General features: G+C 57.8%; 26 protein-coding genes and 1 pseudogene. 18 read left to right on the top strand and 9 right to left on the bottom strand.

Annotated elements, in window-relative coordinates:
- Positions 1–231 precede the first annotated feature (231 nt).
- On the top strand, positions 232–429 hold the full coding sequence (locus tag AB433_RS09200) for a hypothetical protein (RefSeq protein ID WP_047820788.1): 198 nt from the start codon (positions 232–234) through the stop codon (positions 427–429).
- Between the two features lie 30 nt (positions 430–459).
- Here the strand turns inward: AB433_RS09200 and AB433_RS09195 are convergent, their stop codons facing one another.
- Both AB433_RS09195 and AB433_RS09185 read right to left on the bottom strand, forming a co-directional pair.
- On the bottom strand, positions 460–1,236 hold the full coding sequence (locus tag AB433_RS09195; protein WP_156170763.1) for a hypothetical protein: 777 nt from the start codon (positions 1,234–1,236) through the stop codon (positions 460–462).
- 607 nt (positions 1,237–1,843) lie between these two features.
- Complete coding sequence (locus tag AB433_RS09185; RefSeq protein WP_218916933.1) at positions 1,844–2,728, bottom strand: IS1595 family transposase; 885 nt, start codon at positions 2,726–2,728, stop codon at positions 1,844–1,846.
- Between AB433_RS09185 and AB433_RS20940 the strand changes: the two genes are divergently transcribed.
- Positions 2,715–3,152: a hypothetical protein gene (locus AB433_RS20940; protein WP_218916932.1), complete on the top strand. Its 438-nt coding sequence runs from the start codon at positions 2,715–2,717 to the stop codon at positions 3,150–3,152. The genes AB433_RS09185 and AB433_RS20940 overlap by 14 nt on opposite strands.
- On the opposite strand, the gene AB433_RS09180 is transcribed toward AB433_RS20940, so the two are convergent.
- Positions 3,124–4,295 (bottom strand): IS3 family transposase gene (locus tag AB433_RS09180; protein WP_156170623.1). Its coding sequence is split into 2 segments (ribosomal slippage): positions 3,124–4,043 and positions 4,043–4,295, totalling 1,173 coding nucleotides; the frame shifts between segments, so codons are not numbered across the junction. The two genes, AB433_RS20940 and AB433_RS09180, sit on opposite strands and share 29 nt — an antisense overlap.
- A 239-nt stretch (positions 4,296–4,534) precedes the next feature.
- On the opposite strand from AB433_RS09180, the gene AB433_RS09170 reads away from it, so the two are divergent.
- Together AB433_RS09170 and AB433_RS09165 are read left to right on the top strand one after the other, a co-directional pair.
- The gene (locus tag AB433_RS09170) at positions 4,535–4,924 is read left to right on the top strand and encodes a PRC-barrel domain-containing protein (protein WP_047820784.1); all 390 of its coding nucleotides are present in this window, start codon (positions 4,535–4,537) and stop codon (positions 4,922–4,924) included.
- A gap of 128 nt (positions 4,925–5,052) precedes the next feature.
- Positions 5,053–5,265 (top strand): hypothetical protein, encoded by a 213-nt coding sequence (locus AB433_RS09165; protein ID WP_047820783.1) that lies wholly within the window; start codon positions 5,053–5,055, stop codon positions 5,263–5,265.
- A 103-nt stretch (positions 5,266–5,368) separates the two neighbouring features.
- Here AB433_RS09165 and AB433_RS09160 read toward each other — a convergent pair whose 3' ends face one another.
- The 3 genes from AB433_RS09160 to AB433_RS09150 form a co-directional block, all read right to left on the bottom strand.
- Positions 5,369–7,102: an alpha-amylase family glycosyl hydrolase gene (locus AB433_RS09160; protein ID WP_053059085.1), complete on the bottom strand. Its 1,734-nt coding sequence runs from the start codon at positions 7,100–7,102 to the stop codon at positions 5,369–5,371.
- A complete protein-coding gene (locus tag AB433_RS09155) occupies positions 7,102–8,715 on the bottom strand; it encodes an alpha-glucosidase family protein (RefSeq protein WP_047820782.1) in 1,614 nt (537 codons plus the stop codon). Before AB433_RS09155 ends, AB433_RS09160 begins: the two co-directional genes overlap by 1 nt.
- A gap of 100 nt (positions 8,716–8,815) precedes the next feature.
- A complete protein-coding gene (locus AB433_RS09150) occupies positions 8,816–9,667 on the bottom strand; it encodes a glucose 1-dehydrogenase (protein ID WP_047820781.1) in 852 nt (283 codons plus the stop codon).
- Positions 9,668–9,849: 182 nt separating this feature from the next.
- Here AB433_RS09150 and AB433_RS09145 point away from each other — a divergent pair, with 182 nt between their 5' ends.
- On the top strand, positions 9,850–10,578 hold the full coding sequence (locus tag AB433_RS09145; protein WP_375782407.1) for a cytochrome c oxidase assembly protein: 729 nt from the start codon (positions 9,850–9,852) through the stop codon (positions 10,576–10,578).
- Complete coding sequence (locus AB433_RS09140) at positions 10,565–11,215, top strand: cytochrome b (RefSeq protein ID WP_047820779.1); 651 nt, start codon at positions 10,565–10,567, stop codon at positions 11,213–11,215. Before AB433_RS09145 ends, AB433_RS09140 begins: the two co-directional genes overlap by 14 nt.
- Here the strand turns inward: AB433_RS09140 and AB433_RS21780 are convergent.
- Positions 11,139–11,438, bottom strand: a complete 300-nt coding sequence (locus AB433_RS21780) for a c-type cytochrome (protein WP_425389123.1) — start codon at positions 11,436–11,438, stop codon at positions 11,139–11,141. The two genes, AB433_RS09140 and AB433_RS21780, sit on opposite strands and share 77 nt — an antisense overlap.
- Positions 11,439–11,564: 126 nt before the next feature.
- Here AB433_RS21780 and AB433_RS20825 point away from each other — a divergent pair, with 126 nt between their 5' ends.
- From AB433_RS20825 to AB433_RS21245, 9 genes and pseudogenes are all read left to right on the top strand, one after another.
- Positions 11,565–11,789, top strand: a complete 225-nt coding sequence (locus tag AB433_RS20825; RefSeq protein WP_047820778.1) for a hypothetical protein — start codon at positions 11,565–11,567, stop codon at positions 11,787–11,789.
- A gap of 176 nt (positions 11,790–11,965) precedes the next feature.
- Entirely contained in the window at positions 11,966–12,313 is a 348-nt protein-coding gene (locus AB433_RS09130; RefSeq protein ID WP_245626625.1) for a c-type cytochrome, read from the top strand.
- A complete protein-coding gene (locus AB433_RS09125) occupies positions 12,306–13,340 on the top strand; it encodes a cytochrome c oxidase subunit II (RefSeq protein ID WP_047820777.1) in 1,035 nt (344 codons plus the stop codon). Before AB433_RS09130 ends, AB433_RS09125 begins: the two co-directional genes overlap by 8 nt.
- Positions 13,337–15,874, top strand: a complete 2,538-nt coding sequence (locus tag AB433_RS09120; RefSeq protein WP_047820776.1) for a cbb3-type cytochrome c oxidase subunit I — start codon at positions 13,337–13,339, stop codon at positions 15,872–15,874. The genes AB433_RS09125 and AB433_RS09120 overlap by 4 nt, the downstream gene beginning before the upstream one ends.
- Before the next feature lie 342 nt (positions 15,875–16,216).
- Positions 16,217–16,657 (top strand): DUF2231 domain-containing protein, encoded by a 441-nt coding sequence (locus AB433_RS09115; protein WP_047820775.1) that lies wholly within the window; start codon positions 16,217–16,219, stop codon positions 16,655–16,657.
- Positions 16,654–17,994 carry a PQQ-dependent sugar dehydrogenase gene (locus AB433_RS09110; RefSeq protein ID WP_047820774.1) on the top strand — a complete coding sequence of 447 codons (1,341 nt, stop codon included), beginning with the start codon at positions 16,654–16,656 and terminating at the stop codon, positions 17,992–17,994. Before AB433_RS09115 ends, AB433_RS09110 begins: the two co-directional genes overlap by 4 nt.
- 143 nt (positions 17,995–18,137) lie before the next feature.
- Positions 18,138–18,419, top strand: coding sequence for a hypothetical protein (locus AB433_RS09105; protein WP_156170762.1), 282 nt, complete (start codon positions 18,138–18,140; stop codon positions 18,417–18,419).
- Positions 18,420–18,509: 90 nt separating this feature from the next.
- Complete coding sequence (locus AB433_RS20505; protein ID WP_053059084.1) at positions 18,510–18,914, top strand: hypothetical protein; 405 nt, start codon at positions 18,510–18,512, stop codon at positions 18,912–18,914.
- Positions 18,915–18,929: 15 nt separating this feature from the next.
- Positions 18,930–19,267, top strand: a pseudogene (locus tag AB433_RS21245) (antibiotic biosynthesis monooxygenase family protein).
- Positions 19,268–19,282: 15 nt separating this feature from the next.
- On the opposite strand, the gene fumC reads toward AB433_RS21245, so the two are convergent.
- Positions 19,283–20,665 (bottom strand): class II fumarate hydratase, encoded by a 1,383-nt coding sequence (gene fumC / locus AB433_RS09095; protein ID WP_047820772.1) that lies wholly within the window; start codon positions 20,663–20,665, stop codon positions 19,283–19,285.
- 327 nt (positions 20,666–20,992) lie between these two features.
- Here fumC and AB433_RS09090 point away from each other — a divergent pair, with 327 nt between their 5' ends.
- The 3 genes from AB433_RS09090 (at position 20,993) to AB433_RS19900 (ending at position 23,650) form a co-directional block, all read left to right on the top strand.
- Positions 20,993–21,763, top strand: a complete 771-nt coding sequence (locus AB433_RS09090) for an alpha,alpha-trehalose-phosphate synthase (UDP-forming) (RefSeq protein WP_082134858.1) — start codon at positions 20,993–20,995, stop codon at positions 21,761–21,763.
- A gap of 53 nt (positions 21,764–21,816) precedes the next feature.
- Positions 21,817–23,180 (top strand): IS3 family transposase gene (locus AB433_RS09080; protein ID WP_156170761.1). Its coding sequence is split into 2 segments (ribosomal slippage): positions 21,817–22,164 and positions 22,167–23,180, totalling 1,362 coding nucleotides; the frame shifts between segments, so codons are not numbered across the junction.
- Positions 23,181–23,380: 200 nt separating this feature from the next.
- Complete coding sequence (locus AB433_RS19900) at positions 23,381–23,650, top strand: DUF202 domain-containing protein (protein ID WP_156170760.1); 270 nt, start codon at positions 23,381–23,383, stop codon at positions 23,648–23,650.
- Positions 23,651–23,966: 316 nt separating this feature from the next.
- Here the strand turns inward: AB433_RS19900 and AB433_RS20500 are convergent, their stop codons facing one another.
- A complete protein-coding gene (locus tag AB433_RS20500) occupies positions 23,967–24,182 on the bottom strand; it encodes a hypothetical protein (protein ID WP_156170759.1) in 216 nt (71 codons plus the stop codon).
- Positions 24,183–24,420: the final 238 nt, after the last annotated feature.

Here is a 24,420-nt window from a genome sequence, read left to right as displayed (position 1 = left end):
ACTAGGAGTAGAGAGATCTGTTTTGGCTAGCGACCAGCAAATAAACAACGCATGGGGCAATTTGCCACAGCTTCTGAATGAAGTTCCGGCGGAACTCAGGGATGAGGGCCTCATGCGAATGTGTGTTGCAGTCGCAACAGGGCTTTTTGATAGTGCGCTAAATTAGGGACCTATATACCTGTTTGACCCATCCCATGCCGTGGGATAAGGCTTCGCCAAAAGGAGCTCATTATGGCTAAGTTCGTTATCTCGATTGCCGATGGTCGCTTTACAACTGAATTAGAAGGCGAGAACGGCGAAGAGATTTCGGCTGAGATGGTGACAGCCTACTCTCAGATGAAAATTGGATGGGCGCTCGGCGAGATCGCAGACCGGCTTGTCGGCATCGACAATTCCTTGAATGCAATCGCTGACGCCTTGCGGGAATAGATAGCCCGGCGCGATGGCTGGGCGATCTGGCTAATTGAGCGGCTTGTCATTTATTCCGGTTATCGGGCTGGTCTCATTGTCGTCGGTATCGTTCGCATCCATATGGACCGCCAAGAGCATTTTGAGTGCAGCGACCTTCTTCTCAAGAAGGCCTAGCCCCTTCGCATCAAGCAGACCGCTGATCAGGACCTGATCGCCACGAATATCCATGTTGATCTTATTCAAGTCGTCAGCGGCGGGCGGCGGCGGAGGTGTTGGCGTATCGGCTGCGGGTTGCATTGGTGTCTCCTGTGTCTGTGCAGGAGAATCTGGGGCCTCATCGGCCCCACCACCATAACTTTCGCTTTCTCGAATATTCTCCACCTCATGGTATGTTTCCATGAAAGCGTTGATCGCGGGTCCAACGGCAGCGTCGGAAAAGCCTTCGCGCATCAGAAATGACTTGATGGTGCCCTCGCTCGGGATTCCATCGGGGAAGCGGCTATGGATGGACTGAAACAACTGGGGGGCGAATGCCGCTTTCAGTGTCGCCGAATCCCTTTCTTCCTGCGTTATGCCGTGCAGGATTTCTTCTGCGGTCTCAGTTACGCGCACTTCACCCTTGCCAGCCTTGGAGAGGAGGTCAAAATGAATGAGTGCGCCAAGCACCGTCATTGAGCGGCCAGTAAGACCTGAATAACCCATAGATTTAGCGGCATCCTCCCGAGTGATCACATTTGTTCGCTCAGTTCGATAGATTTTAGACACCATATCAATGGCTTGCCTAATTGAAAGGCTCGGGTAATTAGGGCTCCTCATCCGCGCCATGCTGCATCTCCTCATTGGAATTCTGGTCAAATACACGAAATTCCAGAGAAACGCTACTGAAACTTCCATCTGTGGAAGAAACGGTTTATAGCGGATTGACTCTGCGACCGGGCCGTGCTCCATATGTTCTGCGGAGTCCTGCAACGGGAACCGGCAGATCGGAGGTGCGTGCGATGTTAGATGTCTAAGCGGGTCCGGTAACGATAGCCGGAACGTAAAAGGGCCGACCCGAAGGCCGGCCCCTGGCTCAACCCAGCGGAGGAACCGCTGTGATCTCGCACGTGGTAATGTTGAGAATCGCATGTTCCTTCGCCAACAGCAAGAGAAATGCGATGGTGTGGGTTTGCTCCTACTTCCGTCTGCGCTTTGGTCGTGTTGAGCACGTCCGCGCACACTGGCGCTCTTTCCCGGCTTAGGCCCTAGCGTCGGTCATTGGGTTTAGACTTCGGTCTTGCCTTCCCATCATCACCTTGGCCCCGCTTCGGCGGGGCCTTTTTCTTGTCTATGCGATCCTTCAATTCCTTGGGATCAGTCTGCAAGAATCTCTGGAAGGCCTCGTCCGGGTCCATATCGAGATATAACGGTTTCTCGCGCTTATTGCCGTTTGTCACGCGATCAATTCCTTATAGGTGAGGCGTCCGGTTGTCTGTGCCAGCAGCGCATTCACGCGGTCGCCTTCGTCCAATTCCCGCAGATTGAAGCGCCATGTCATTTCACCGAGATAGCGGCTCAAATGCTTGGGCGAAAGCCAATGGTGCGTGCCGACGATCTGGCGTTTGAACAGCGCCCACACACTCTCGATGCCATTGGAATGCAGAATGTAGTGGCGAACGTATTCACCGGAACTGTGATTGACGCGATGGTGATTGTAGTCGCGGGCGAGACCGACAAACGAACCGTGCTCATCCGTCATAAGGTTTGCGCCGGGTTCGACGTGCTCGCGAATAACAGACTGAACGTTTTTCGCACCCATATTCGGCGTAATCGTCGTGCGGAGTTCGCCGCCGCGTTCTAGAACGCCCAGAACCGCAATCTTACCTTTACCGCCCTGCTTACCGCCGGTGCGCTGCCAAGCGTGCTTGTTCTTCTCTTTGCCGCCCACGAATGTCTCGTCAGCCTCGACCTCACCTTTGAGGGTGCGGTTGAAGGATTGCGTGCGGATCGCTTCGCGTAGGCGCTGAGTGACGAACCACGCGGATTTTTGCGTGATACCGATATCCTTGGCGAGTTGTGTGCTGGCGATACCCTTCTTGTGCGACGTAATCAGCCAGATCGCCAGCAACCACTTGCGCAGTGGCAGTTTGCTGTCCTCAAAGATCGTGCCGACGCGGATCGAGAACCGCTTACGGCAGTCGCCGCACTTGTGATTGCGCTTGTCAGAAAAGTGATAGACGCGGGTCGAACCGCAGTGGGGGCAAAATGCGCCGTTCTTCCAACGGATTGCCGTGAAATGGTCAATCGCCGCCTGTTCGTCGGGGATGGCTTCCATCATCTGGATCAGGCTGTTGAAGGACTTGAGCATCGGAGTTTTCCCTTTCGATGCCCCATTTATAGGTGTTTATGAGACCCAAGTCAATGGGTCACACAAGTATATAGGTCCCCTAAATTACGCCTGGAATGCTGCAGTCATTCAGCTTCGCGAAAAAGTGCGAAGTTTTGGCATTACAATTGTTCCGCAAATTATCGACAAGGATTTTGATGAGAAGAAGCTTTTAGATCTTCGTGACAGCGAGCTTTTAGATCTTTGTTTAAAGCTAAATTTAATATCAGAAACTGGCTATTTTATGCTCAGTCAGTGCAGGGATGTTAGAAATAATTTTTCTGCTGCTCATCCTACAATAGGTAAGGTTGATGATGACGTGACCCCCAGCTTTCCCCCAGCTGGGATTAGAGCCGGACCGCGTTGTTGCGCATGAGCGCGGTTGAAGCAATGGGCTGCGTAGCGGAGCCCGTAGGGCGTAGCGAAGCTGGCCATTGCTTATCCAGTTTGGCGGCGAACGCCGCCGGGGTGTCGTAGTCGAGGGAAGAATGCGGCCTCTCCCGGTTGTAGTCCTCCACCCAGGCAGCGATCTCGACGCGGGCGTGAGCCATGCTGAGGAACAAAGTCTCATTGAGCAGTTCGTCCCGCATGCGGCCATTAAAGCTCTCGACGTAAGCGTTTTGCATTGGCCTTCCCGGTGCGATGTAATGCCACTCCACACCGATCTCCCCACACCATGCCAGCACCGCATTGCTGGTGAGCTCGGTGCCATTGTCGCTGACGATCATGCCGGGCTTGCCACGCTGCGCGATCAGCTCAGTCAGTTCGCGCACGACACGGCGCCCGGAGATCGACGTATCCGGCACCGCTGCCAGGCACTCCCTCGTCACATCATCGACCACGTTGAGCACCCGGAATCGTCTTCCCGAAGCCATCTGGTCGTGAACAAAGTCCAGGCTCCAGCGCTGGTTCGGCAGCGCCAGCACCGGAGCAGGTGCTCTCGTGCCCACAGCACGCCTGCGACTGCGTCGTCGTCTGACCGCCAACCCTTCCTCACGGTAGAGCCTCTGGGTCTTCTTCCGGTTGATCATGATCCCCTCCCGGCGCAGCAGGATGTGCAGACGGCGATAGCCGAACCGCCGACGCTGGTTGGCCAGCTCGCGCAGCTTCTCACGCAGATCGGCGTCATCGTCCCGGGTGGAACGGTAACGCACGCTCTTGCGATCAGCATCGATGACACGGCACGCCCGCCGCTCGCTCATCCCGTGGCAGGCCTGGAGATGAGCGACAGCTTCCCGCTTGGCGGCGGGCGTCAGAACTTTTTTGCCAGAAGATCCTTCAACGCGGCCTGGTCCAACATGGCATCGGCGAGCAACCGCTTCAGCTTCGCGTTCTCGCTCTCGAGCTCCTTCAGTCGGCGGGCATCGGACACCTCCAGCCCGCCATACTTCGACTTCCAGTTGTAGATCGTCGCTTCCGACACTCCGTGTCGCCGGGCCAGGTCAGCGGTCTTCGCACCCGCCTCAGCCTCCTTCAGCACACCGATGATCTGCTCTTCGGAAAACCTCGTTCTCTTCATCTCGTCCGTCCTTCTGTAAGGGCCGGACTCTAATCCAAATTGGAGGAAAATCAGGGGGTCACGTCACCCAATAATCGCACCCCCTTCGTCGTCCAAGATGGTTGTTCCAGCCCGTTCATCTCGACTCAAAAACGGTCCAGCGGCTTCGCCAGTGAATCTTGTCCTAGGTTAGGGCAGGGTCGGAAGGCTTCCTGGAATATGATCTGGCACGGGAGATGTCACACCTGAAAGGAAAGACCATGGAAGACCGAACTGACACATTGAGCAGAAACGCGGATACAGATCGCGATGAAACTCATAACCTCATCGCGTCCGATAAAGTCGACGGCACGACCGTCCACGCCTCTGATGGCGACAAGATCGGCCATATATCTCATGTCATGCTTGGAAAGCGGAACGGTCGCGTCGAATACGCGGTTATGAGCTGCGGCGGCTTCCTCGGCATGGGAGAGGAATATCGGCCAGTCCCTTGGGATGCTCTCGAATATGACGTCGACGAGGGAGGTTACACCCTCAAAAGCGACAAGTCTCGTCTACCCGATGCCCCCTCTTACGAGCGTGATCGCGAGCCTGAATGGGATCGCGATTACGGGAATACGGTCTATTCGTATTATGGGATGACTTACTGACAATCTGAGACCGATCTGCTCCGGTCCTCACAGTGCCGTGGGGGCGGGGCGGGTCCATCGCTTGTGTATGATTAAGCTAAAGTCGGCATATTTTTTCCGAATTCTAAACTAACCAAGGAGTCAAGTTCATGCATTACATGCTTGTTTTCGATGGCAAAGATGGGGAGCCGGGAAAAGCAATTGAATTCGACGCTCAGGATGCCGCTGGTGCTTTGATCCATGCTCATCGAGAAGCACCGGACCGTTCGGCGACGCTTTGGGAGGGTGAGAGAGAACTATGCAAAATTCGCCGCACGGAAAATGCAGGCGTGGAACTGTGGCAAGTCTTACCGCTCGATTGAACGCTCTGACGATCTGCCAAGTCACTCTTTCAAGCAATCGAACAAAGGAGAGGCGATCCGGCCAGCTATCTGGAAGTGAGAAAAGATTTCACTTCTCGACCGGTCAGTTGAAAACGCTTCTTTCAACGGTTCCAGCCCGTTCGCCCCGTTGGATGATCGCAAATCCGAGCGGTGGAAGCTCGATGCCATGCTTGGATTTCTTGGTGACGCAACCGTCCAGATCAATAAGTTCGTCGCTGTCGTCAGTCGGAAACCATCGCTGATCGAGACTTACGTTGACGACGAAGGTCAGGCAGCGGGCCTTATCAAAGCGATCATAGGCAATCACCGGGGCAACATCGACATCGTAGACCAGTTCATCCCCGCAACGGATCAAAGGCTCCTTCCGCCGCCACGCCATCAGTGATCGAAAAAAATTCAGGACCGAATTTTCGTCTGAGTTTTGCGCCGATACAGAGAGGCAAGAGTGCTCTGGCGGTACGGGCAGCCACGCCTTTTTGGCGGTGGTGAAGCCGGCCTTTGTTTTCGACCGGGTCCACGGGATCGGCGTGCGCACGCCATCGCGGCCCGCGAAATCGGGCCAGAGGTTCTTGCCCCATGGGTCTTGCAAATCCTCGTACTCCAGCTCTGGCTGGGGCAGACCCAGTTCTTCGCCTTGGAAAATGATGCCGCCGCCCAGTAGGGTTGACTGCATGAAAAGCAATAACTTTGCCGCAGCTGCGCGATCACCTTCTTCCTCGGCGAACAATGTGAGATTGGAGACAGCCCTGACCGAATCGTGGTTGGTGAAGACGTTCATAATCCAACCGGACGCCATGAACCGGGCTCGAATGCTGAGCAGGTCACGCCAATCGTCGAGCGATTTTGCGGCGTTGATCAGGTCGAAGTCATAGACCGCGTGCAGGCGCTCTCCCCTCAAGGTATATTTCACGGCCATCCTGCTGGAATCGACATCGGCCAGTTCGCCGATTAGCACACGCTCCGGCTCATAGCTGCGCACTGCATCGCGCATTGCCTCCAGAATGGGGATCGCTTCCGGCACGTCACGATCGAATACATGCAATTGCTTGCGAAAGGGATTGTTGGGGCCGCCGCCGACCATGATGTTCGCTTCGCCACTGGGGGCAGGGGGATTGGGCCTGAGCCAAGGGTCGCAGCAGAGGCATTGTACGGCATCGAGCCGGAAACCGTCCACGCCGCGTTCCATCCAGTATTCGAACACACCGATAATAGCCTTCAGCACGTCGGGGTTGCGCAGGTTCAAGGCAGGCTGGCAGGTCAGAAAGGGATGGTAGTAATATTGGGACCGGCGCGGATCCCATTTCCAAGCCGAACCACCAAAACTGGAAAGCCAGTTGTTGGGCGGCCCGCCATCCGGCGCGCTATCAGCCCAGACGTACCAATCGGCTTTGGCGTTTTTCTGACCTGACCGGCTTTCCAGGAACCAGGGATGCTCTTCCGAGGTGTGGCACGGCACCAGATCGATCAGCAACTTCAGATTTCTGTCATGAACCGCTCCAATCAAATCCAGGAAATCTCCCATCGATCCGAACATGGGATCGACGTTGCAAAAGTCGGTGATATCGTAGCCGAAATCTTTTTGAGGTGAGGGATAGAAAGGCGACAGCCACAGACCATCAACCCCCAGACTCTCAACGTAATCGAGCTTGTCCAGCACGCCCTTAAGGTCGCCGATCCCGTCGCCGTCGCTGTCCTTGAAGCTGCGAAGATAGATTTCGTAGAACATGGCGCCGCGCCACCACTCTGCATCAGCGTGGCTCGATCTCGGATCGTGCAACATCGCTTCCGCGATCAACGCTTCGCGACCGGGCCGCATCAGCTTGAAGCCCCGAACCAGGCGCCGTGGGCGGGAACGACAAGAACCTCGTCTTCCAATACGGCGGCAAAGCTGTGCCCATGTAGCTGTTCGCCGCAGTCAATCAAATCCAGCGGGACCGGAACGTCAGTCGCCGAAAGATTGAACAAGCAGCATATATTTTGCCCATCGTATGTCCGGACAAAACCAAGTACGTCTTGGGGAACGTCGAGGAAGCGCATTTCACCTAGGCGAAGAGCAGGCATTTCCCGGCGCCAGTTCAAAAAACGGCGCATCCGATTAAGGGTCGATCCGGGTAAAGTTTCCTGTTGCCGCACCGATAGTCGACGATGGGGTTCGGTGACGGGTAGCCATGGTTTTGCCTCGCTAAAGCCAGCATGGGGTTTTTCTGCATCCCACGGCATCGGCGTACGCGCACCGTCGCGACCGATGAAGGAGGGGTAGAACTCGCGGCCGTAAGGATCGAGAAGATCTTCATAAGGAACATCGGCGTTCGGGAGGCCGAGTTCGGATCCCTGATACAGGCAGGTTGCACCACGCATGCAGGTTAGGGCGATCAGTGCGATAAGGGCTGCGTCGGGGCTCTCCTCCACGCCCAGACGTGAGACCGCACGATGAAAATCATGATTGTCCAGCGCCCAGCAAGGCCATCCATCATCAGGGCCGAAGCGCAAGTCCGTGGCAGTCTTGCGGATTGTTTCCGCGTTTAGTTCGTCGGCACCGAGCAACCAGTAGCCATAGGCGAGTTGCAGGCGATCCGGGCCGGTATAGGCGTGATGGAGCGCCTCGCCATCGCTTTGATGCAATTCGCCCAGAAGCACCCGATCATCGTATTCGTCGGCCAGCGCCCGCAGCTTTTCAAGGAACTGCAGGTTTTCTGGCTGCGCGATGTCGTGACGATGTTCCTGCAACGAATAGGGGTTGAACATGAAGTGCGACCCTTGCGGTGCTTCCGCCGGAGGATTGTCGATTAGCGAAGGGTCATGAAAATAAAATGCGCAGACGTCGAGGCGAAAGCCATCGACACCCATTTCAAGCCAGAACCGGCACACGTCCAGTACAGCTTGCTGCACGTCCTCGCAGTGATAATTGAGATCGGGCTGGTCGCGCAGGAAGTTGTGTAGGTAGTATTGCCCCCGGCGCGGCTCCCATTGCCAGGACGAACCGCCAAATACGGATAGCCAGTTGTTGGGTGGCGCTCCGCCCGGTGCCGGGTCGGACCAGACATACCAGTCCGCCTTGGCGTTGCCCCGCCCCTCCCGGCTTGCCAGAAACCACGGATGTTCACTGGAAGTATGCGACAGAACCTGATCCATCATTACTTTCAAACCGCGATCATGCGCGGCCTTCAGCAGAGACTGGAAATCCTCCAAGCTGCCGAAAAGCGGGTCGACCGAGAGATAGTCTGAAACGTCGTAGCCGAAATCACGCATCGGCGATTTGGCGAAGGGTGAAATCCAAATGGCATCAACACCCAGCTGCGCGATGTAATCCAGCCGCTGTTCTATCCCTCGAAGATCGCCGATCCCGTTCCCCGTGGAGTCCTGAAAACTGCGCGGATAAATGTGGTAGATGATTGCTCCCTGCCACCATTCCGCGCTTTCATCTGCCATTCGTACCTCGCGTCGTTGCATGTCATGAAACCCAACCGGATGAGGCAGGGCGGGTTCCGGGCCGAACTGGAAAACGGCGCCCGAAACCTCAAAGCCTGGATCAGCCGTTGACGATTACGCCGCCGTTGGGGTGCAGCACTTGCCCGCTCATGTAGCTTGCATCTTCGCAGGCGAGGAACAGGAATGCCGGCGCAACTTCGTTGGGCTGGCCGGGCCTGCCCATCGGCGTCGATTCCCCGAAATGCTCTAGCTTTTCCTTGTCTGCACCTCCACACGGGTTCAGAGGCGTCCAGATCGGACCGGGCGCAACCGCGTTCACACGAATGCCATCACCCACGAGGTTCTCGCTGAGCGATCTGGTGAATGCGGTGATTGCACCCTTCGTCGAGCTGTAATCGAGCAGGGATGCACTGCCCTGATACATCGTAACGCTGGTGCAATTGACGATGCTCGCACCTTTGCCGAGATGCGGGCGGACAGCTTGGGTAAGAAAAAACATGCCAAAAATGTTTGTCTGAAAAGTGCGTCGCAATTGCTCTTCGGTGATATTTACTATGTCGTCGTCGGGATGCTGCTCCCCTGCATTGTTGACGAGAATGTCGATCTTGCCGAACGCCTCCAGAGTTTTGTCGACGATGGTATTGCAAGCGTCTTTCGATCCAATGTCCGCCTTGATGCAGATCGCTTCGCTGCCCTCGTCCTTCACGATCGCTTTGGTCTTTTCGGCATCGTCGTCTTCAAGAAGGTAGACGATTGCAATCTTTGCGCCTTCACGAGCGTAAAGAGCCGCCACGGCGCGGCCGATGCCACTGTCCGCTCCGGTTACGATAGCCACTTTACCTTTTAGGCGGCCGGACCCCGGATAGCGCGGCTGCCAATCCGGTTTGGGTTCCAAGGCGCTTTCGTGGCCGGGAAGCGCGTCCTCGTGGATCATATCGATGGTTTCGGTCATGGCTAACTCCTTCGAGATTACAACGAAACCATCGCCTTGATGGTCCTTGCTCTACCCGAGAAACAGGTCAGCTACCCCTTGCCGCGAGACGGAATGTGAAAAAGAGGCTAGTCTGAGGCGGGAACGAGCACCCCGATTAATGTTTTCATTCCCTGAACTCGGTTGCCGAAAAAGGAATGCGCTTGCTTGCCTGGATCCCTTATTGTGGAGCCGCACCTGTGCCTTCGGCATTGCTCGAACGCTGGAACCTCGATCCCGTTCTTCTTATCGCGTTTGGGGTGGCGGCTGTGGCCTTGCAGATCTCTCGTGCAAGGGTCAGGCGTGGCTCCGCCATCTCAGTTCTTGGTTTGGTAGGTTTCCTTTACATCAGCCCTTTTTGTGCGCTTGGATCGGCCCTGTTTTCAGTTCGTGTCATCCACGATCTCATACTGGCAGCAGTGCTGGCTCCACTATCAGTGGCGACGTTCCGGCTCGACAAAACGCGTCTAGGTATCGGTCTTCCGGTCATAACCGCAATTCACGCGCTGACCTTCTGGCTGTGGCACGCGCCCCCGGCCTATGCCGCTGCGATGAGCAACGATGCGGTGTTCTGGGCGATGCAACTGACGATCGTGGGGACCGCGACGATCTGGTGGGCGAGGGTCTTGCAGGCGGCCGCACCTGCGGCGGTGTTGTCGCTCTTGGCAACGATGGTCGCGATGGGTGCGCTGGGCGCGTTGCTGACTTTTGCCCCCAATGCCATGTACGCGCCGCACTGGCTCACCACGCAGACATGGGGATGGAGCCCGCTAGACGATCAGCAGATGGCGGGCATCATCATGTGGGCACCCGCCAGCGCCATCTACCTGCTGGCTGCGCTTGCCTTGCTGTACCGCATGTTCGGCGACAAGGCGATCCATGAAGCTGCATAACCTTATCCGGAAATGGGCGGTCAGCTACACGAATGCGGGCAAGTATTCTCCCATTGGGGTCTGGTTCCACTGGATCATGGCCGCGCTTGTCCTGTTTCAGCTTTGGGTGGGCTGGATAATGACGCGCAGGCCGGTCGGCGGCGACAAATTGGATGCTTACGAACTGCATAGTGAGATCGGTTTGTCGATCCTGCTGCTTGCCATCCTGCGCTTTGGCTGGCGGCTGTTTATACCGGATCCGATCAATGATGCCGATGCTCCCGGCTGGCAAAGCAAGGCGGCGCATCTGACGCATTATCTTTTTTATGGTCTTTTCGCGCTGCTACCGTTGAGTGGGTGGGCGATGTGGTCGGCAATCCAGCCGGTGGAACCGCTGCGTCTCGCGGGCATCGTGCCGATCCCACCCATGCCATTTCATACCCTGTCGCCGGGATGGCAGTATCGCGTTCTGGATTGGGCAGAATGGTTGCACGTTCTGGGCGTGATCGGTCTGGCCGCGCTGGTTCCGCTTCACGTCGGTGCAGCGTTAAAACATCACTTCTGGGACCGCGACGATACCGTCATTGGCATTCTTCCTGAAATTCAGGACGATCCGGAGGCACCGGACCACCGGCAATATAATCCGACAGGGGTCTGATTTCATTTTCGCGCAAACCGGCAGCCGCCTTCTGCATCGCCCCCATCGCATCGCCATAGCGGCGACCGTCGCGCCATCGCTGCAATTGCTCTGCGATATAGCGGGCACTCTGATTTGTCAGGGATGGGTTCCCGAGACCGACGCCCTGGCCCTGTGATCCATGACAGCTTGCGCACGCTTGCAGGCCGCGATCCGGGTCGCCTTCCCGATAAAGCCTTGCCATCGACGTCGAGCAGCCGGGGGCTGAACCCACCCGGCTTACAGGCGGCAAGGGCATTTGTGCATAATAGGCTGAGACCGCGAGCCTTTCCGCGCTGTCCAGCTTTCCGGCCAGCCACGACATCTGCGGATGCATGCGCTGACCATCTGCGTAAAAGCCCAGTTGGCGGACGATGTATCCTGCGTCCAGGCCCGCTATACGTGGCACCAGCGCGCCATCGCCGACGCCGTCGAGCCCGTGACACGTGTGGCACGCCGCTTCCGGCCCGGCATCGGCACCGGACAGGGCAATCAATTCACCCGTGTCGTCGAACGGGTCTGCTACCGGCGCGGCACCGCAAGCAGCAAGGCATAGAAATGGTCCGAAGGCCACCGATCTGAGGGTCAGGTTATAAACGCGGCGCATGAACCTTGGGAACGGAGAGGCGATTGACCGGTTCCGGTTTGATGGCGGGTTTGCGGGATCACCCCAACGAAATCGATCGAATGGGCCGCTTTGCAGCGATGAAGAGGGCGGGTGTGGCAAGTGCGATGGTTCTGGGTCTCCTTTCCGCCTGCAAGAATCCGGTCGGTTCGCGTTACGAGCCGGACGATGCCGCACAGGAACGTGGGTTGTTGGCGATTAACGAGGCAGGGTGCGCCGCTTGTCACGAGATTCCGGGTGTCGCCTGGCCCAAGGGACGGCTCGGCCCATCGCTTGAAGGCTTCGACGATGTCGGGATGATCGCCGGACAATTGCCCAATCGCCCCGATCTGCTGGCCGCCTTTATTCGCAATGCTCCAGCCGTCAAGCGCGACAGCACGATGCCCGCGACGCCCATCACGCAACTCGAAGCGGTCGATATAGCCGCCTATCTTTACGGTCTTGACCATGATTGACGCGCTGTGGGGTTGGCCTCCGCCGGTCCTAGATCCGGCTGGTCCATATGCCGACAAGGTGACGACGCTGGCCTGGGCGCTCTTTGGCATGGGTCTGGTCGTTACGGCCATCGTTTGCGCCGCGCTGTGGCTCGCGGTGAGGGGATCGCCCAAGATAAAAGCTATGATCGGCGGAGAGCGCGCGATCTGGATCGGCGGGATCGCCTTTCCGGGCGTGGTCCTGCTGGGATTGCTCGTTTGGGGTCTTACCCTGACCGCAAGTCTTACCCAGCCGATCCGAGGCGATGAAATGCGCATCCGCATAACAGGTGAAATGTGGTGGTTCCGGGTGCAATACCTGAACGCCGATGGCGACATTGTCATGGAAGATGCCAACGAACTTCATTTACCCGTCGGGGTGCCCGTCGTGCTCGAACTTGAAGCGGCGGACGTGATTCACAGTTTTTGGGTGCCGCATCTGTCGGGCAAGAAAGACATGATCCCGGGTCGGCGCACTTTGCTACGGGTGCAAGCCGACCGCGCCGGCGAATTCGGCGGTCTGTGCGCCGAATATTGCGGAAGTCAACATGCGCTGATGGGCTTTGTCGCGATCGCACATAAAGCGTCGGATTGGCAGGCGTGGTTCGACGATCGCACCACGCGGGTCGCCCGCACAGAGATGCTTGCCGAGACTGCCCCGCCTGACGCGATGCCCTATCCCGGCGATGCAGCGGCTTATCCCATGGAACCGGAAACGTTGGAACGGTACGATGCCCGGCGCGGCATGCGGCTGTTCATGGAGAGTGGCTGCGCAGCCTGTCACCGCATCGCCGGGACCGAGGCTAACGGACTGGCCGGCCCGGATCTCACGCATGTTGGATCTCGCCGTTCGCTTGGCGCCGGCATCCTGCCCAATAATCGAGGCACGATGATGGGCTGGATCGGCGACAGCCAGTCGATCAAGCCGGGTAATCGCATGCCGAGCTATTACGTTCTGTCAGCAGAGGATATTGGCCACATCGCCGCGTTTCTGGAACTGCAGAAGTGAAGTCGGAGACCGGGTTCGACCACGCGCTCTACGATCGGTTTCCGACCGAGGCCCGGCCCGATGGCGAAGTCCGCGATCTGGAGCGGATCTGGGCCTCGCCCAAGGGCTGGCGGCGGCTGACCGCTGTAAACAATAACTACGTTGGATTCTGGTACATCGTCACGGCATTCGGCTTCTTCCTGGCGGCGGGGGTGCTGGCGCTAGGCATGCGGATACAGCTTGCTGCGCCGATGCAGGATTTTCTTGGCGTCGACACCTATAACCAGTTTTTCACCATGCATGGCACGGTGATGATGTTCCTGTTCGCGGTTCCTGCGGTAGAGGCGATCGGCATCATGCTTTTGCCGCAGATGCTGGCGGCGCGCGATCTACCTTTCCCCCGGCTTTCGGCCTACGCCTACTGGGCGTATTTCGTCGGCGGAACGATGTTCTTCCTCTCGCTTTTGGTCGGGCTTGCCCCGGATGGCGGGTGGTTCATGTATCCCCCGTTGACGTCGATTGCTTTCAGCCCCGGCATCAACACCGACTTCTGGCTGCTGGGTATCGGCTTCATCGAGATTTCGGCCATTGCCGGGGCGATAGAGATCATCGTCGGGGTGTTGCGAACCCGCGCGCCCGGTATGACGCTGGACAAGATGCCGATGTTCGCGTGGGCCATGCTGGTCTTTGCGGTAATGATCGTGGTGGCCTTTCCCAGCGTCATCTTGTGCACGATGCTGCTGGAGATAGAGCGAGCGTTTAACTGGCCGTTTTTCGACGCGACGCGCGGCGGCGATCCGCTTTTGTGGCAGCACCTGTTCTGGTTCTTCGGTCACCCGGAAGTCTACATCATCTTCATTCCCGCTGCAGGTTTGATGAGCATGATGGTAGCGACGGTCGCTCAAACCGAACTTGTCGGCTATCGCCTGAATGTGCTGGCGCTGGTGGCCACGGGCTTTATCAGTTTCGGCGTGTGGGCGCATCATATGTTCGCCACGGACATGCCGCGCGTTTCGGCTGGCTATTTCTCTGCGGCCAGCATGGCGGTCAGCCTGCCTGCGGGCATTCAGGTCTTCTGCTGGATCGCAACGCTGGCCAGTGGCAGGATCCGCTGGAGCACGCCTGCGCTGTTCGTGGTGGGCAGCGTGGTGATTTTTACCATGGGCGGCCTGACCGGGGTGATGGTCGGGATGGTGCCTTTCGACTGGCAGGCTCACGATACCTACTTCATCGTTGCCCATCTTCATTACGTTCTGATGGGCGGCATGGTGTTTCCAATGTTTGCCGCATTTTACCACTGGCACGGCATGACCAGCAGCCGCGCCCTGTCCGAACGGGTTGGGCGTTGGGTCTTCTGGCTAATGTTCGCAGGGCTGCACATCACGTTCTTTCCGATGCACCTGTCCGGTCTAATGGGCATGCCGCGCCGCATCTATACCTATATGCCCGGACGCGATCTGGATCTGCTGAACCTGATTTCGACGATCGGTGCCTTTGTCATGGCGGCGGGCATCCTGCTGTTTCTGGTCGATTGCGCCCGCCGGTTTCGCTTTACGGTCGATAGCGACGTGGGGAATATCTATGGGGGCGGCACGTTGGAATGGTTGCCGACAGGCCTTTATTCGACCCGATCGATTCCTGTCATCACGTCGCGTGAGCCGCTATGGGATCGGCCGGATTTGCCGCGCGAAGTTGCCGAAGGGCGATACTTCCTGCCAAATTCCGCAACCGGGCATCGCGAAACACTGATTACCTCTCCGCTATTGGCAGAGCCGCAATATGTGCAGTTGATGCCGGGCCCGTCTGCATGGCCACTGTCGGCGGCAATCTTCACGGCCGGATTTTTTCTTTCGCTTACCGTGCAGGCTTATGCTTTCGCCATCTTTTGCGGCCTTGTTGCCGTGGTCAGCACGCTGCGTTGGGTCTGGGAAACCGATCGGCCGATCAAGCAGGACAGGGCGGATATCGGGGCTGGCATCGAAGTGCCGATCGCGATTACCGGTCCGCAGAGCCATGGCTGGTGGGCGCTCAACACGCTGCTGGTCGTTGTCGGAATGATCGGCTTTATGGCGATCTTCGCCTATTTCTATCTCTACGGGATCAACGGCGAGGTCTGGCGGGCCCCGCCGCCATTGGGCGAAACCATCGTCATTTTGGCGGTAGAAGCCTTGGCACTCCTTGCCGCTTGGGGCGGTAGGCGGGTGCTGGCATTGCGCAGTGGCCGGTTGGCAGAGGACCTTCCGTGGATCATGCAGGCTGTTGCCGCCGCGCTTTTGACCGGCGCGCTCTGGCTGGACGTAAACGGCTGGCTGGAAAGCGGGCTGCATCCAACTGCAAGCGGGATGGGGGCAACAGTTTTCATGCTGTCCGTGCTTCAGGGTCAGGTCGTGGCGGTGGCTATTATCATGGCCATTTACCTGGCCTTTCGCGAAGCTCGCGGCATCATGACCACGCCGACCAATGTGACTATGGACATCGTCGGGCGCTTCATAGGGTATTGCGCAATACAGGGCATGGCCTTCACACTGGTCCCCCGGATATTTCCCGGTGGCTGAGTTACGCAATCCGAACGATCGGTTGATCTATCGAACGATGGTCTTGGCTTTTGCAATTTGGGCAGGGCACTTCATCCTCGCATATGGCGCGGCGCTCGTCTTTCCCGGAACGGCGACTGCAAACGGAATCGCGCTGATCGCTGCCTGCCTTGCCGTGGTTGCTATGGGCATACTGGCCTTTCGACTGCCTCGGCCACGACCGACTATAGCGGTCGGCTCTCTCTGCCTCTCGCTTGCAGCAATTGTTTTCGGCACTTTACCCGCAGTCGTGGGTTAGAGGGTGAGAGGGAGATAATCGCTTCATCCAGATTGGATGCGGGAGGACAGGAGAAGAGGCAGTCGATGGACCGCACCGTCAACCTGCAAAAACAACCTTTTACCAACACGCTGCATGCCATCGTTTTGGCTTTTCCGGTGGCGCTTTATCCTTCCGCATGGTTGGCGGATATCGCCTATTACAACACCGCCGTAATCCAGTGGACGAACTTTGCATCGTGGCTGATAGCCGGGGCCGATCTTTTTGCCGGGATCCTGCTGCTCTTCGCCGTGCTGGGCCTGTTTTTCGGACATGCTCGGCACGCGCGGGGGCGCGGATTGCTCTATCTCATTGTGGTCGCGGCGATGTTCGTAACCGGCGTCGTCAACGCTTTTCATCATGCGCGAGACGGTTGGCATTCAGTGGGGATGACCGGGCTGGTCCTTTCCGCTGTGTGCACGGTGCTTGCCCTGATTGCAGCCGTGATCGCCTACGGGAGTATCGAGCAACGGGAGGAACGCCCATGAACAGGCTTTTCCTTTCTGTCTTGCCCTTGGCGATAACCGTCGGCGCATGCGGTTCATCCAGCGATCCCTCGCTTGATCAGACCGGTGCGAACCCGGACCTTCCCGAACAGAACGACGCTCTGCTTCCAGCTATGGAAATTCCGACACCTGCGGGATGGAATGGCGAGTTGCCGACGGTCCCCGACGGTTTCAAAATCCGACCGATCGCAGAAAATCTGAAAATCCCGCGACAGCTGTTGATCCTGCCGAACGGCGACATTCTTGTCGCGGAAGGGTCGGGCGGCAAGGCGCCGAAGGTACGCCCAAAAGATGTCATCGCCGGGTGGATCAAAGGCCAAGGCAAAAGTCCGGTTGAGGGCGGTGACCGCCTTACCCTGCTGCGCGATGCGGACGGCGATGGGCAGACCGACTTGCAAACAACTTTCGCCAAAGGATTGGATGCTCCCTACGGACTCGCGTTTGTGGATGGTTCGATCTTTGTCGCCAATCAGGGAAATTTGCTTCGGTTCGAATACACTGATGGCATGACACAGGCATCTGGCCCCCCGGTTGAGGTGACGAAGTTGCCCGCAGTGATCAATCATCACTGGACCAAGGCAATGACGGCCAGTTCGGACGGTTCGAAACTTTATGTTGGCATCGGATCGAACAGCAACGTCGGCGAACGCGGTATGGATGTGGAGGAAGACCGTGCCGTCATCTGGGAAATCGATCCCGAAACCGGCGCCAGTCGCATTTTCGCGTCCGGCTTACGCAACCCGACCGCACTTGCGATTAATCCGTGGACCGACGCGTTGTGGACGGTTGTAAACGAACGCGACGAACTGGGCCCGCAGCTCGTGCCGGATTACATGACCTCGGTCAGGGAAGGGGCATTCTACGGATGGCCATACAGCTATTATGGACAGCATGTTGACCCTCGAATTCAGCCTCAACGTCCTGATCTCGTGCAAAAGGCGATCCGCCCGGATTATGCGCTTGGTTCTCATGTGGCAGCACTTGGATTGAGTTTTACGACGAGCGGCGGGCTGGGCGAGCCATTTACCGAAGGCGCTTTTGTCGGGCAGCACGGCAGCTGGAATCGCAAGGATCCCTCGGGTTACAGGGTGGTCTTCGTGCCATTCGCGAATGGCAGGCCAGCGGGCAAACCCATCGATGTAGCCACCGGGTTTCTCAAGGACGGACATGCAAGAGGGCGGCCTGTGGGCGTCGCCTATGATCGGGAGAGACGCGCGTTGTTTATTGCCGACGATGTTTCCAACACCGTCTGGCGCATTGACCCGACTGTGACAACAGAACAAGCGACCGAACCAATCCGGCGGTCTAATTCGGACTGACGGCACTGGCGCATACCCGACATATAGCGCGAGGCACCTTGGAGACTGCCGGGGTAGGGCCTAATGGTATCGCGTCTCGATATGTCTGATTAATGGATGCTAGAGAATCCAGGCAAATTCGAAACAATTCATGCCCAAGTGCGTTGAAATATTATCGTCCACATCTCTCTGAAAAGGGACGAAATATGTCGATCACAATTATTGGAATTGCAGCTGCGAGCAGCTTCGTCGCCTCGCTGGCGGCCGGTTTCTGGCTCGTGCTTCACCTGAACAGCCTTGCATCGGCCTTTGAGAGCAAAGCCGATCTGGTCGCCTCTGACACACGCGCACGTCATTCAAAGCAAGAAGTGCTGGTCGCGATCGCTGTCCTGCTTGGAGGTGCGGCGCTGTGCATTGCGTTGGCGATGGGTGTGATCGTGGCCTGATAATAGAGATCGAAACCAAGCGCATTTCTTGTGCAACCGAATTGTCGACGAAGCGCATCTTGGCCCTTTGTCGGCAGGGAAGGAAAACCAATGACATCTCCCGCCAAACACCCGTTCGCCACCGCCATTGCCAGTTCCTTGGCGGTGGTCGCACTGTCCGGCTGTGCGACTTCCACCATAGGGGCTAGTGCCGAGAGGGGCGAGGCTCGCCTCGCCGAGATGCTCGCTGGGCGAACTGCTGGCGAGCCGCAAAGCTGCATTTCTGCTTTTGCCGACAATCGCCTCACAGTGATCGACGAAACCGCCGTAGTCTACAATGCGGGCGACACGATCTATGTCGCGAGGCCCGACAATTCGCTCGATACCCAGGATGTGCTCGTCATCGAGCGCACTGGCGGCCAGTTGTGTAAACAGGACTTCGTTCGCACCGTGGACAGAACCCTTGGCTTCACAACCGGCGTCGTGTTCCTCGGCGATTTCGTGCCCTATCGCTGATCATGCGATGGAACCATCGTTGCGGCATACCGCTGGGAAGTTCACCCCGAAAAGGAAGAACAATTCCGTTCGGCATGGCGGCGGGGGAACGAGCTGATCAGGCGGAAGTATGGAAGCCTCGGTTCGAGGCTTCATCGCGCGGTCCCAGGACGATGACAAGATTTGCTTCGTCGGTGTTGCCGAATAGCCGGACGCGGCCAGCTGGCGCGAGGCGTCCGGTGGCGGCATGGCCTGTGGCGAGCTGGTCACGCGCAACTCGTTCCGCGATGCGATCTTCGCGGCGGGTAGTGATCCCATGCTGATGGGAAGTAACCGACGACCTGCTTGAAGCCGATCACGGCGAGAACCCCTGATTTGCATTCGCCGATTCAGGTCATGTATTCCGGCCGCACCAGCCGATCGAAAGTCGCTTCGTCCACCAGCCCGAGTTCCAGCGCCGCCTCGCGCAGGGTGAGCCCCTCGGCATGAGCGTGGGTGGCAATCTTCGACGCCTTGTCATAGCCAATCTCGGGCGCCAGCGCCGTCACCAGCATCAATGACTGGTCGACTAGTTGCGCGATCCGTGCACGGTTGGGCTCGATTCCCTCGACACACCGTTCGGCAAAGCTTGCCATGCCAGTGGCGAGCAGATTGATCGAGCGAATGACCGCAGCACCGATCATCGGTTTGAACACGTTGAGTTCGAATGCACCCTGCATGCCGCCGATGGTGACTGCATGCTGGTTGCCGATCACTTGCGCCGCCACCATCGTCAGCATCTCGCACTGCGACGGGTTGACCTTGCCAGGCATGATCGAGCTTCCCGGCTCGTTGGCCGGCAGGCTCAGTTCGCCTAGGCCCGAGCGCGGTCCCGAGGCGAGCCAGCGGATATCGTTCGCGATCTTGGTCAGCGCGACGGCCAGCGCGCCAAGCGCGCCAGACAGTCGCACCAAAGCATCGTTCGAAGCAAGCGCCTCAAACGGATTGGGAGCGGGCGTGAAGTCGTATCCGGTCAAATCGGACAATTCGGACGCCATCGCCTCACCGAAGCCATCGGGGGCATTTAGCCCCGTGCCGACCGCCGTACCGCCCTGCGCCAGCAACCTGACTTCCCGGAGAGCGAAGTCGATGGCCATGCGATTGGCGTCGAGCTGCGCAACATAGCCGGAAAATTCCTGCCCGAGCGTGAGCGGGGTTGCATCCTGAAGATGCGTTCGGCCGATCTTGACGATGGTGTCCCAGCTCCGTGCCTTGGCATCCAGCGCCGTGCGCAGCCGATCCAGGGCAGGAAGCAGGCGATCCGTAACCGCCAGGGTGGTGGCGATATGCATTGCAGTCGGGAAACTGTCGTTGGATGACTGGCTTTTGTTGACGTGATCATTGGGGTGCACAGGGCTCTTGCCGCCTCGGGATCCGGTAAGGATTTCGTTGGCGCGTCCGGCGATCACCTCGTTGACGTTCATGTTGCTGTGTGTCCCGCTGCCGGTCTGCCAGATCGGCAGCGGGAACTGGTCGTCATGCTGCCCCGCGATCACTTCGCGGGCGGCGGTTTCCACGGCATCGGCGAGATCTGCAGGCAAATCATGCACACGATTGACGCGCGACGCGGCCAGTTTGATGGTCGCCAGAGCGTGAATGACCTCCAACGGCATTCGCTCGTGTTTGGCAAAAGGAAAATTGATCAGGCTTCGCTGCGTCTGCGCTCCCCAATAGCAGTCCGCTGGCACGTCGACCGCGCCCAGGCTATCGATCTCGGCTCGCTTTCCCAGCATTCAATCCCCCTTTCGCGACACGGTCGTGCCCTTATCCCAGAAGTCAGATTGGCGCGCACAGTGCAGCAGTCCCGTTCGCCATCAACTACGCGAGCATGCCTAAGGGGCAATCCTCGGAGCCAAACCATGTCACGTAGATCGATCACGGCCAAGCCTTGGCTTGCTCACGGTCTGGCAAATATGACCAGCGAATTGCGACCGAAAGAGAGATTCATGCAATCGCCTTCGTAATCCAAGCGGGTTGCGGGATTGGCACATGATCGCACGAAAGCGAGTTCAAGATAAGCGAGACGCGATCACAGGTCCGAACTCCTCAGCGACGGCTCCATCAAATTTGGCGATCGAATAACGACCGTGCGCTCCTTCCCAATCGGCATCGATGTCGCGGCGTTCCGCACCGAGGCGCAACGCGATGGATCAAACCCTTTCGGGTCGAGCGGCGCGCCTGAGAAATTCGCTGTCGGCGTCGATCGCCTCGATTATACCAAGGGCTTGCCGAACCGCTTTAAGGCTTTTGGCCGCTATCTTGAATCGTGTGACAGCGAGAACCGGCCGTGCCTAATCCAAATAGCTCCGCCGACACGTCAGGAGGTTTCTGCGTATCAGGAAGTCACAGATGAACTCCAAGGCCTGACCGGTAAAATTAATGGGCAGTTTGCAGAACTTGACTGGACGCCTATCCGCTTCATCAATCGTTCGGTTCCACGTTCAAAGCTCGGGCGTCTCTATCGGCTCTCGCACTGTGGTCTCGTCACCTCCCTGGCTGATGGAATGAATCTCGTCGCTAAAGAGTTTGTCGCTGCGCAGGATCGCGAGGATCCTGGGGTCCTTGTTCTTTCGCGCTTCGCGGGGGCAGCCGAGGACATGACAGATGCGTTGCTGATAAACCCCTACGATATCGATGAGACTGCGAGAGCAATTGATGCAGCCTTCACAATGCCCTTGAGTGAACGGCTAGAACGCCATGCAAAATGTCTCGAAGTTGTGGAACGAACCGATGCCTCTCACTGGTCCGAAAGCTTTTTAAATATGCTAAAATCGAGATTACCGATGTTAGAGCCTTGGGTGTCCGGCGTCAGCGCCCATGGCACAGATTAGGTGTTGAGATTGAAGGAGGGTTTGGGCTTCGTCGTAGTGACGAAGGAACGAAGATGAAGCCCAAACCCTCCTTGCGAAAATCGCCGACGAAGGCCTCTGCCGAAGCCGTGGTGAAAGACATTCGCCGACAGACGCGGCGGCATTTCTCGGCCGAGGACAAGATCCGTATCGTGCTCGACGGACTGCGCGGTGACGACAGCATTGCCGAGCTGTGCCGGCGCGAAGGCATTGCCCAGAGCCTGTACTACACCTGGTCGAAAGAGTTCATGGAAGCCGGAAAACGCCGGCTCGCGGGCGACACCGCTCGTGCTGCGACCACGGGCGAGGTCCAGGACCTGCGCCGCGAAGCCCGTGCCCTGAAAGAATGCGTCGCCGACCTGACGCTGGAGAACCGCCTGCTCAAAAAAAGCATGATCGCGGATGGGGGCGACGACGAATGAGGTACCCCGCCACGGAAAAGCTGGAGATCATCAAGATCGTCGAACAGTCACACCTGCCCGCCAGGCACACACTGCACAAGCTCGGCATTCCTCGCCGGACATTCTACCGCTGGTATGATCGCTTTCTCGAAGGCGGCCCTGAAGCGCTGGAGGATCGCCCCTCGGCACCGAGCCGGGTATGGAACCGCATCGGCGAAGATATCCGCGCGCAGATCGTCGAGATGGCGCTTGATGCGACCGAACTCTCCCCTCGCGAACTGGCCGTGCGCTTCACCGACGAGAAACGCTACTTCGTGTCGGAAGCCACGGTTTACCGCCTGTTGAAGGCCCATGATCTGATCACCAGTCCGGCCTACACCGTGATCAAGGCCGCTGACCAGTTCCTCACGAAGACCACCCGGCCGAACGAGATATGGCAAACCGACTTCACCTACTTCAAGATCATCGGGTGGGGCTGGATGTACCTCTCGACCGTGCTCGACGACTACTCGCGCTACATCATCGCCTGGAAGCTGTGCACCAACATGCGCGCCGAGGACGTCACCGACACACTGGACCTGGCCCTCAAGGCATCGGGCTGCGACAGCGCCACGGTTCTGCACAAGCCCCGGCTACTATCGGACAATGGCCCCAGCTACATCGCGGGCGAACTCGCCGAGTACATCGAGGCCCAGCAGATGAGCCACGTGCGCGGAGCCCCGTTGCATCCGCAAACCCAGGGCAAGATCGAGCGCTGGCACCAGACCTTGAAGAACCGCATCCTGCTGGAAAACTACTTCCTGCCCGGCGACCTCGAGGCCCAGATCGAGGCGTTCGTGGAGCACTACAATCACCAGCGCTACCACGAGAGCCTGAACAACGTGACGCCAGCAGACGCCTACTTCGGCAGGGCTCCCGCCATCATCAAGCGCCGTGAAGCCATCAAGCGAAAGACCATCGAACATCGCCGCTTGCTTCACCGCAAGCTCGCCGCCTAACATCAAACCCCAGACGAGGCCCGCTCTTCGCTAATCCACGCCCCGATCTGTGCCAAATGTCTCGACGACGGACACCTTGGGAAATGACAGCCTGAGCTTTTGGATAGGATGAGTGTGCGGACAATGAAGCGCAGGCTTGGTAGCCGCGAAGTGGAGTGAGACTGATCTATCGGCATAAATCTCGCTAGGGGTCCTGATCAGTGGCTGACGATAACCTTCCAGATGATCATGCCGAGCGTAAGACCGATCTTGCGGAGGATCGGACCTTGCTCGCAAACGAACGGACGTTTGCGGGATGGGTTAGAACCGGGCTTGCTTCAGTTGGTATTGGACTGGGCTTCCATGCCCTTTTTGAAAAAAATGGAGCCCTCCTGGCTGCCCCGCGCTATTTCCACATGCTTCATCCTAGCAGGTATAACCATATTCTACCTTGCGGAACGCAATTCTCGAGCATTGCTGGAAAAGCTTGACGCACATGCCGTTGAACCTGTCCGACGCATGAATCTTCGCATTGTCGCAGTGGTGGTCGGGGCTGGATCATTCATTCTGTTGGCAGGCATCTGGCTGCTTGTTTGATCGAGCATTACCTGGTCAGCTCGGGCCTTAATTTGCGCGCTCGAACAATGATCGATTACGAGTTCTGTGTGATGCTCCCTTTCCTCCGATCTTTTTCGGGATAGTCTTCAGGCTTCACCACGCCCTGTTTGCGGGTGGCATTGTGAAGCTGGCTATTTTGACTTGGATCGTCGGTTTGCGGGTTCAGCGAAGCCTTTTTCGATCGAAACATCAGCGTTGCCTGCTGGAACCGCGGGTTGCCAGCTCACTTCCCTGCGAGACATCAGTTTCAACCGGCTCATTGCTCGAGCGCTGTTCCAATTCGGTACGGGCCCTTGTCTGGTTTACCGGCTTCCTATTGCCGGTGCCGGTTTTCGCAGCTTCTTTAAACTTGTCGAGGGGCTTGCGGGTGACTTCACCCGAATCTTTAGGTTCATACTGGCCCATTGCGAATGCCTTTCGGTGTAATCTTCACTATGAATGACGGTCGGAGAGCGAAACCGTTCCTCAACTTCGCCGGACGCTCACAGGATAAGTTCCTGTAAACTAGACAAGCACGCTGCGGCATTGCCCCTGCGGGTTTGCCTTTCATTTCATTCGGACAAATTTAGGCCGGAATCCGGACCTCGGGCCTGATCACTCTCCGCTTCCGGCGTATGCAATATGACGTTCGTCAGCCAGATGA

The sequence above is a fragment of the Croceicoccus naphthovorans genome (assembly GCF_001028705.1).
In the GTDB taxonomy this organism is placed as follows: Bacteria; Pseudomonadota; Alphaproteobacteria; order Sphingomonadales; family Sphingomonadaceae; genus Croceicoccus; species Croceicoccus naphthovorans.
Note: the sequence above shows the minus strand (reverse complement) of the source record. Positions and strands in the feature narration are given on the sequence as shown.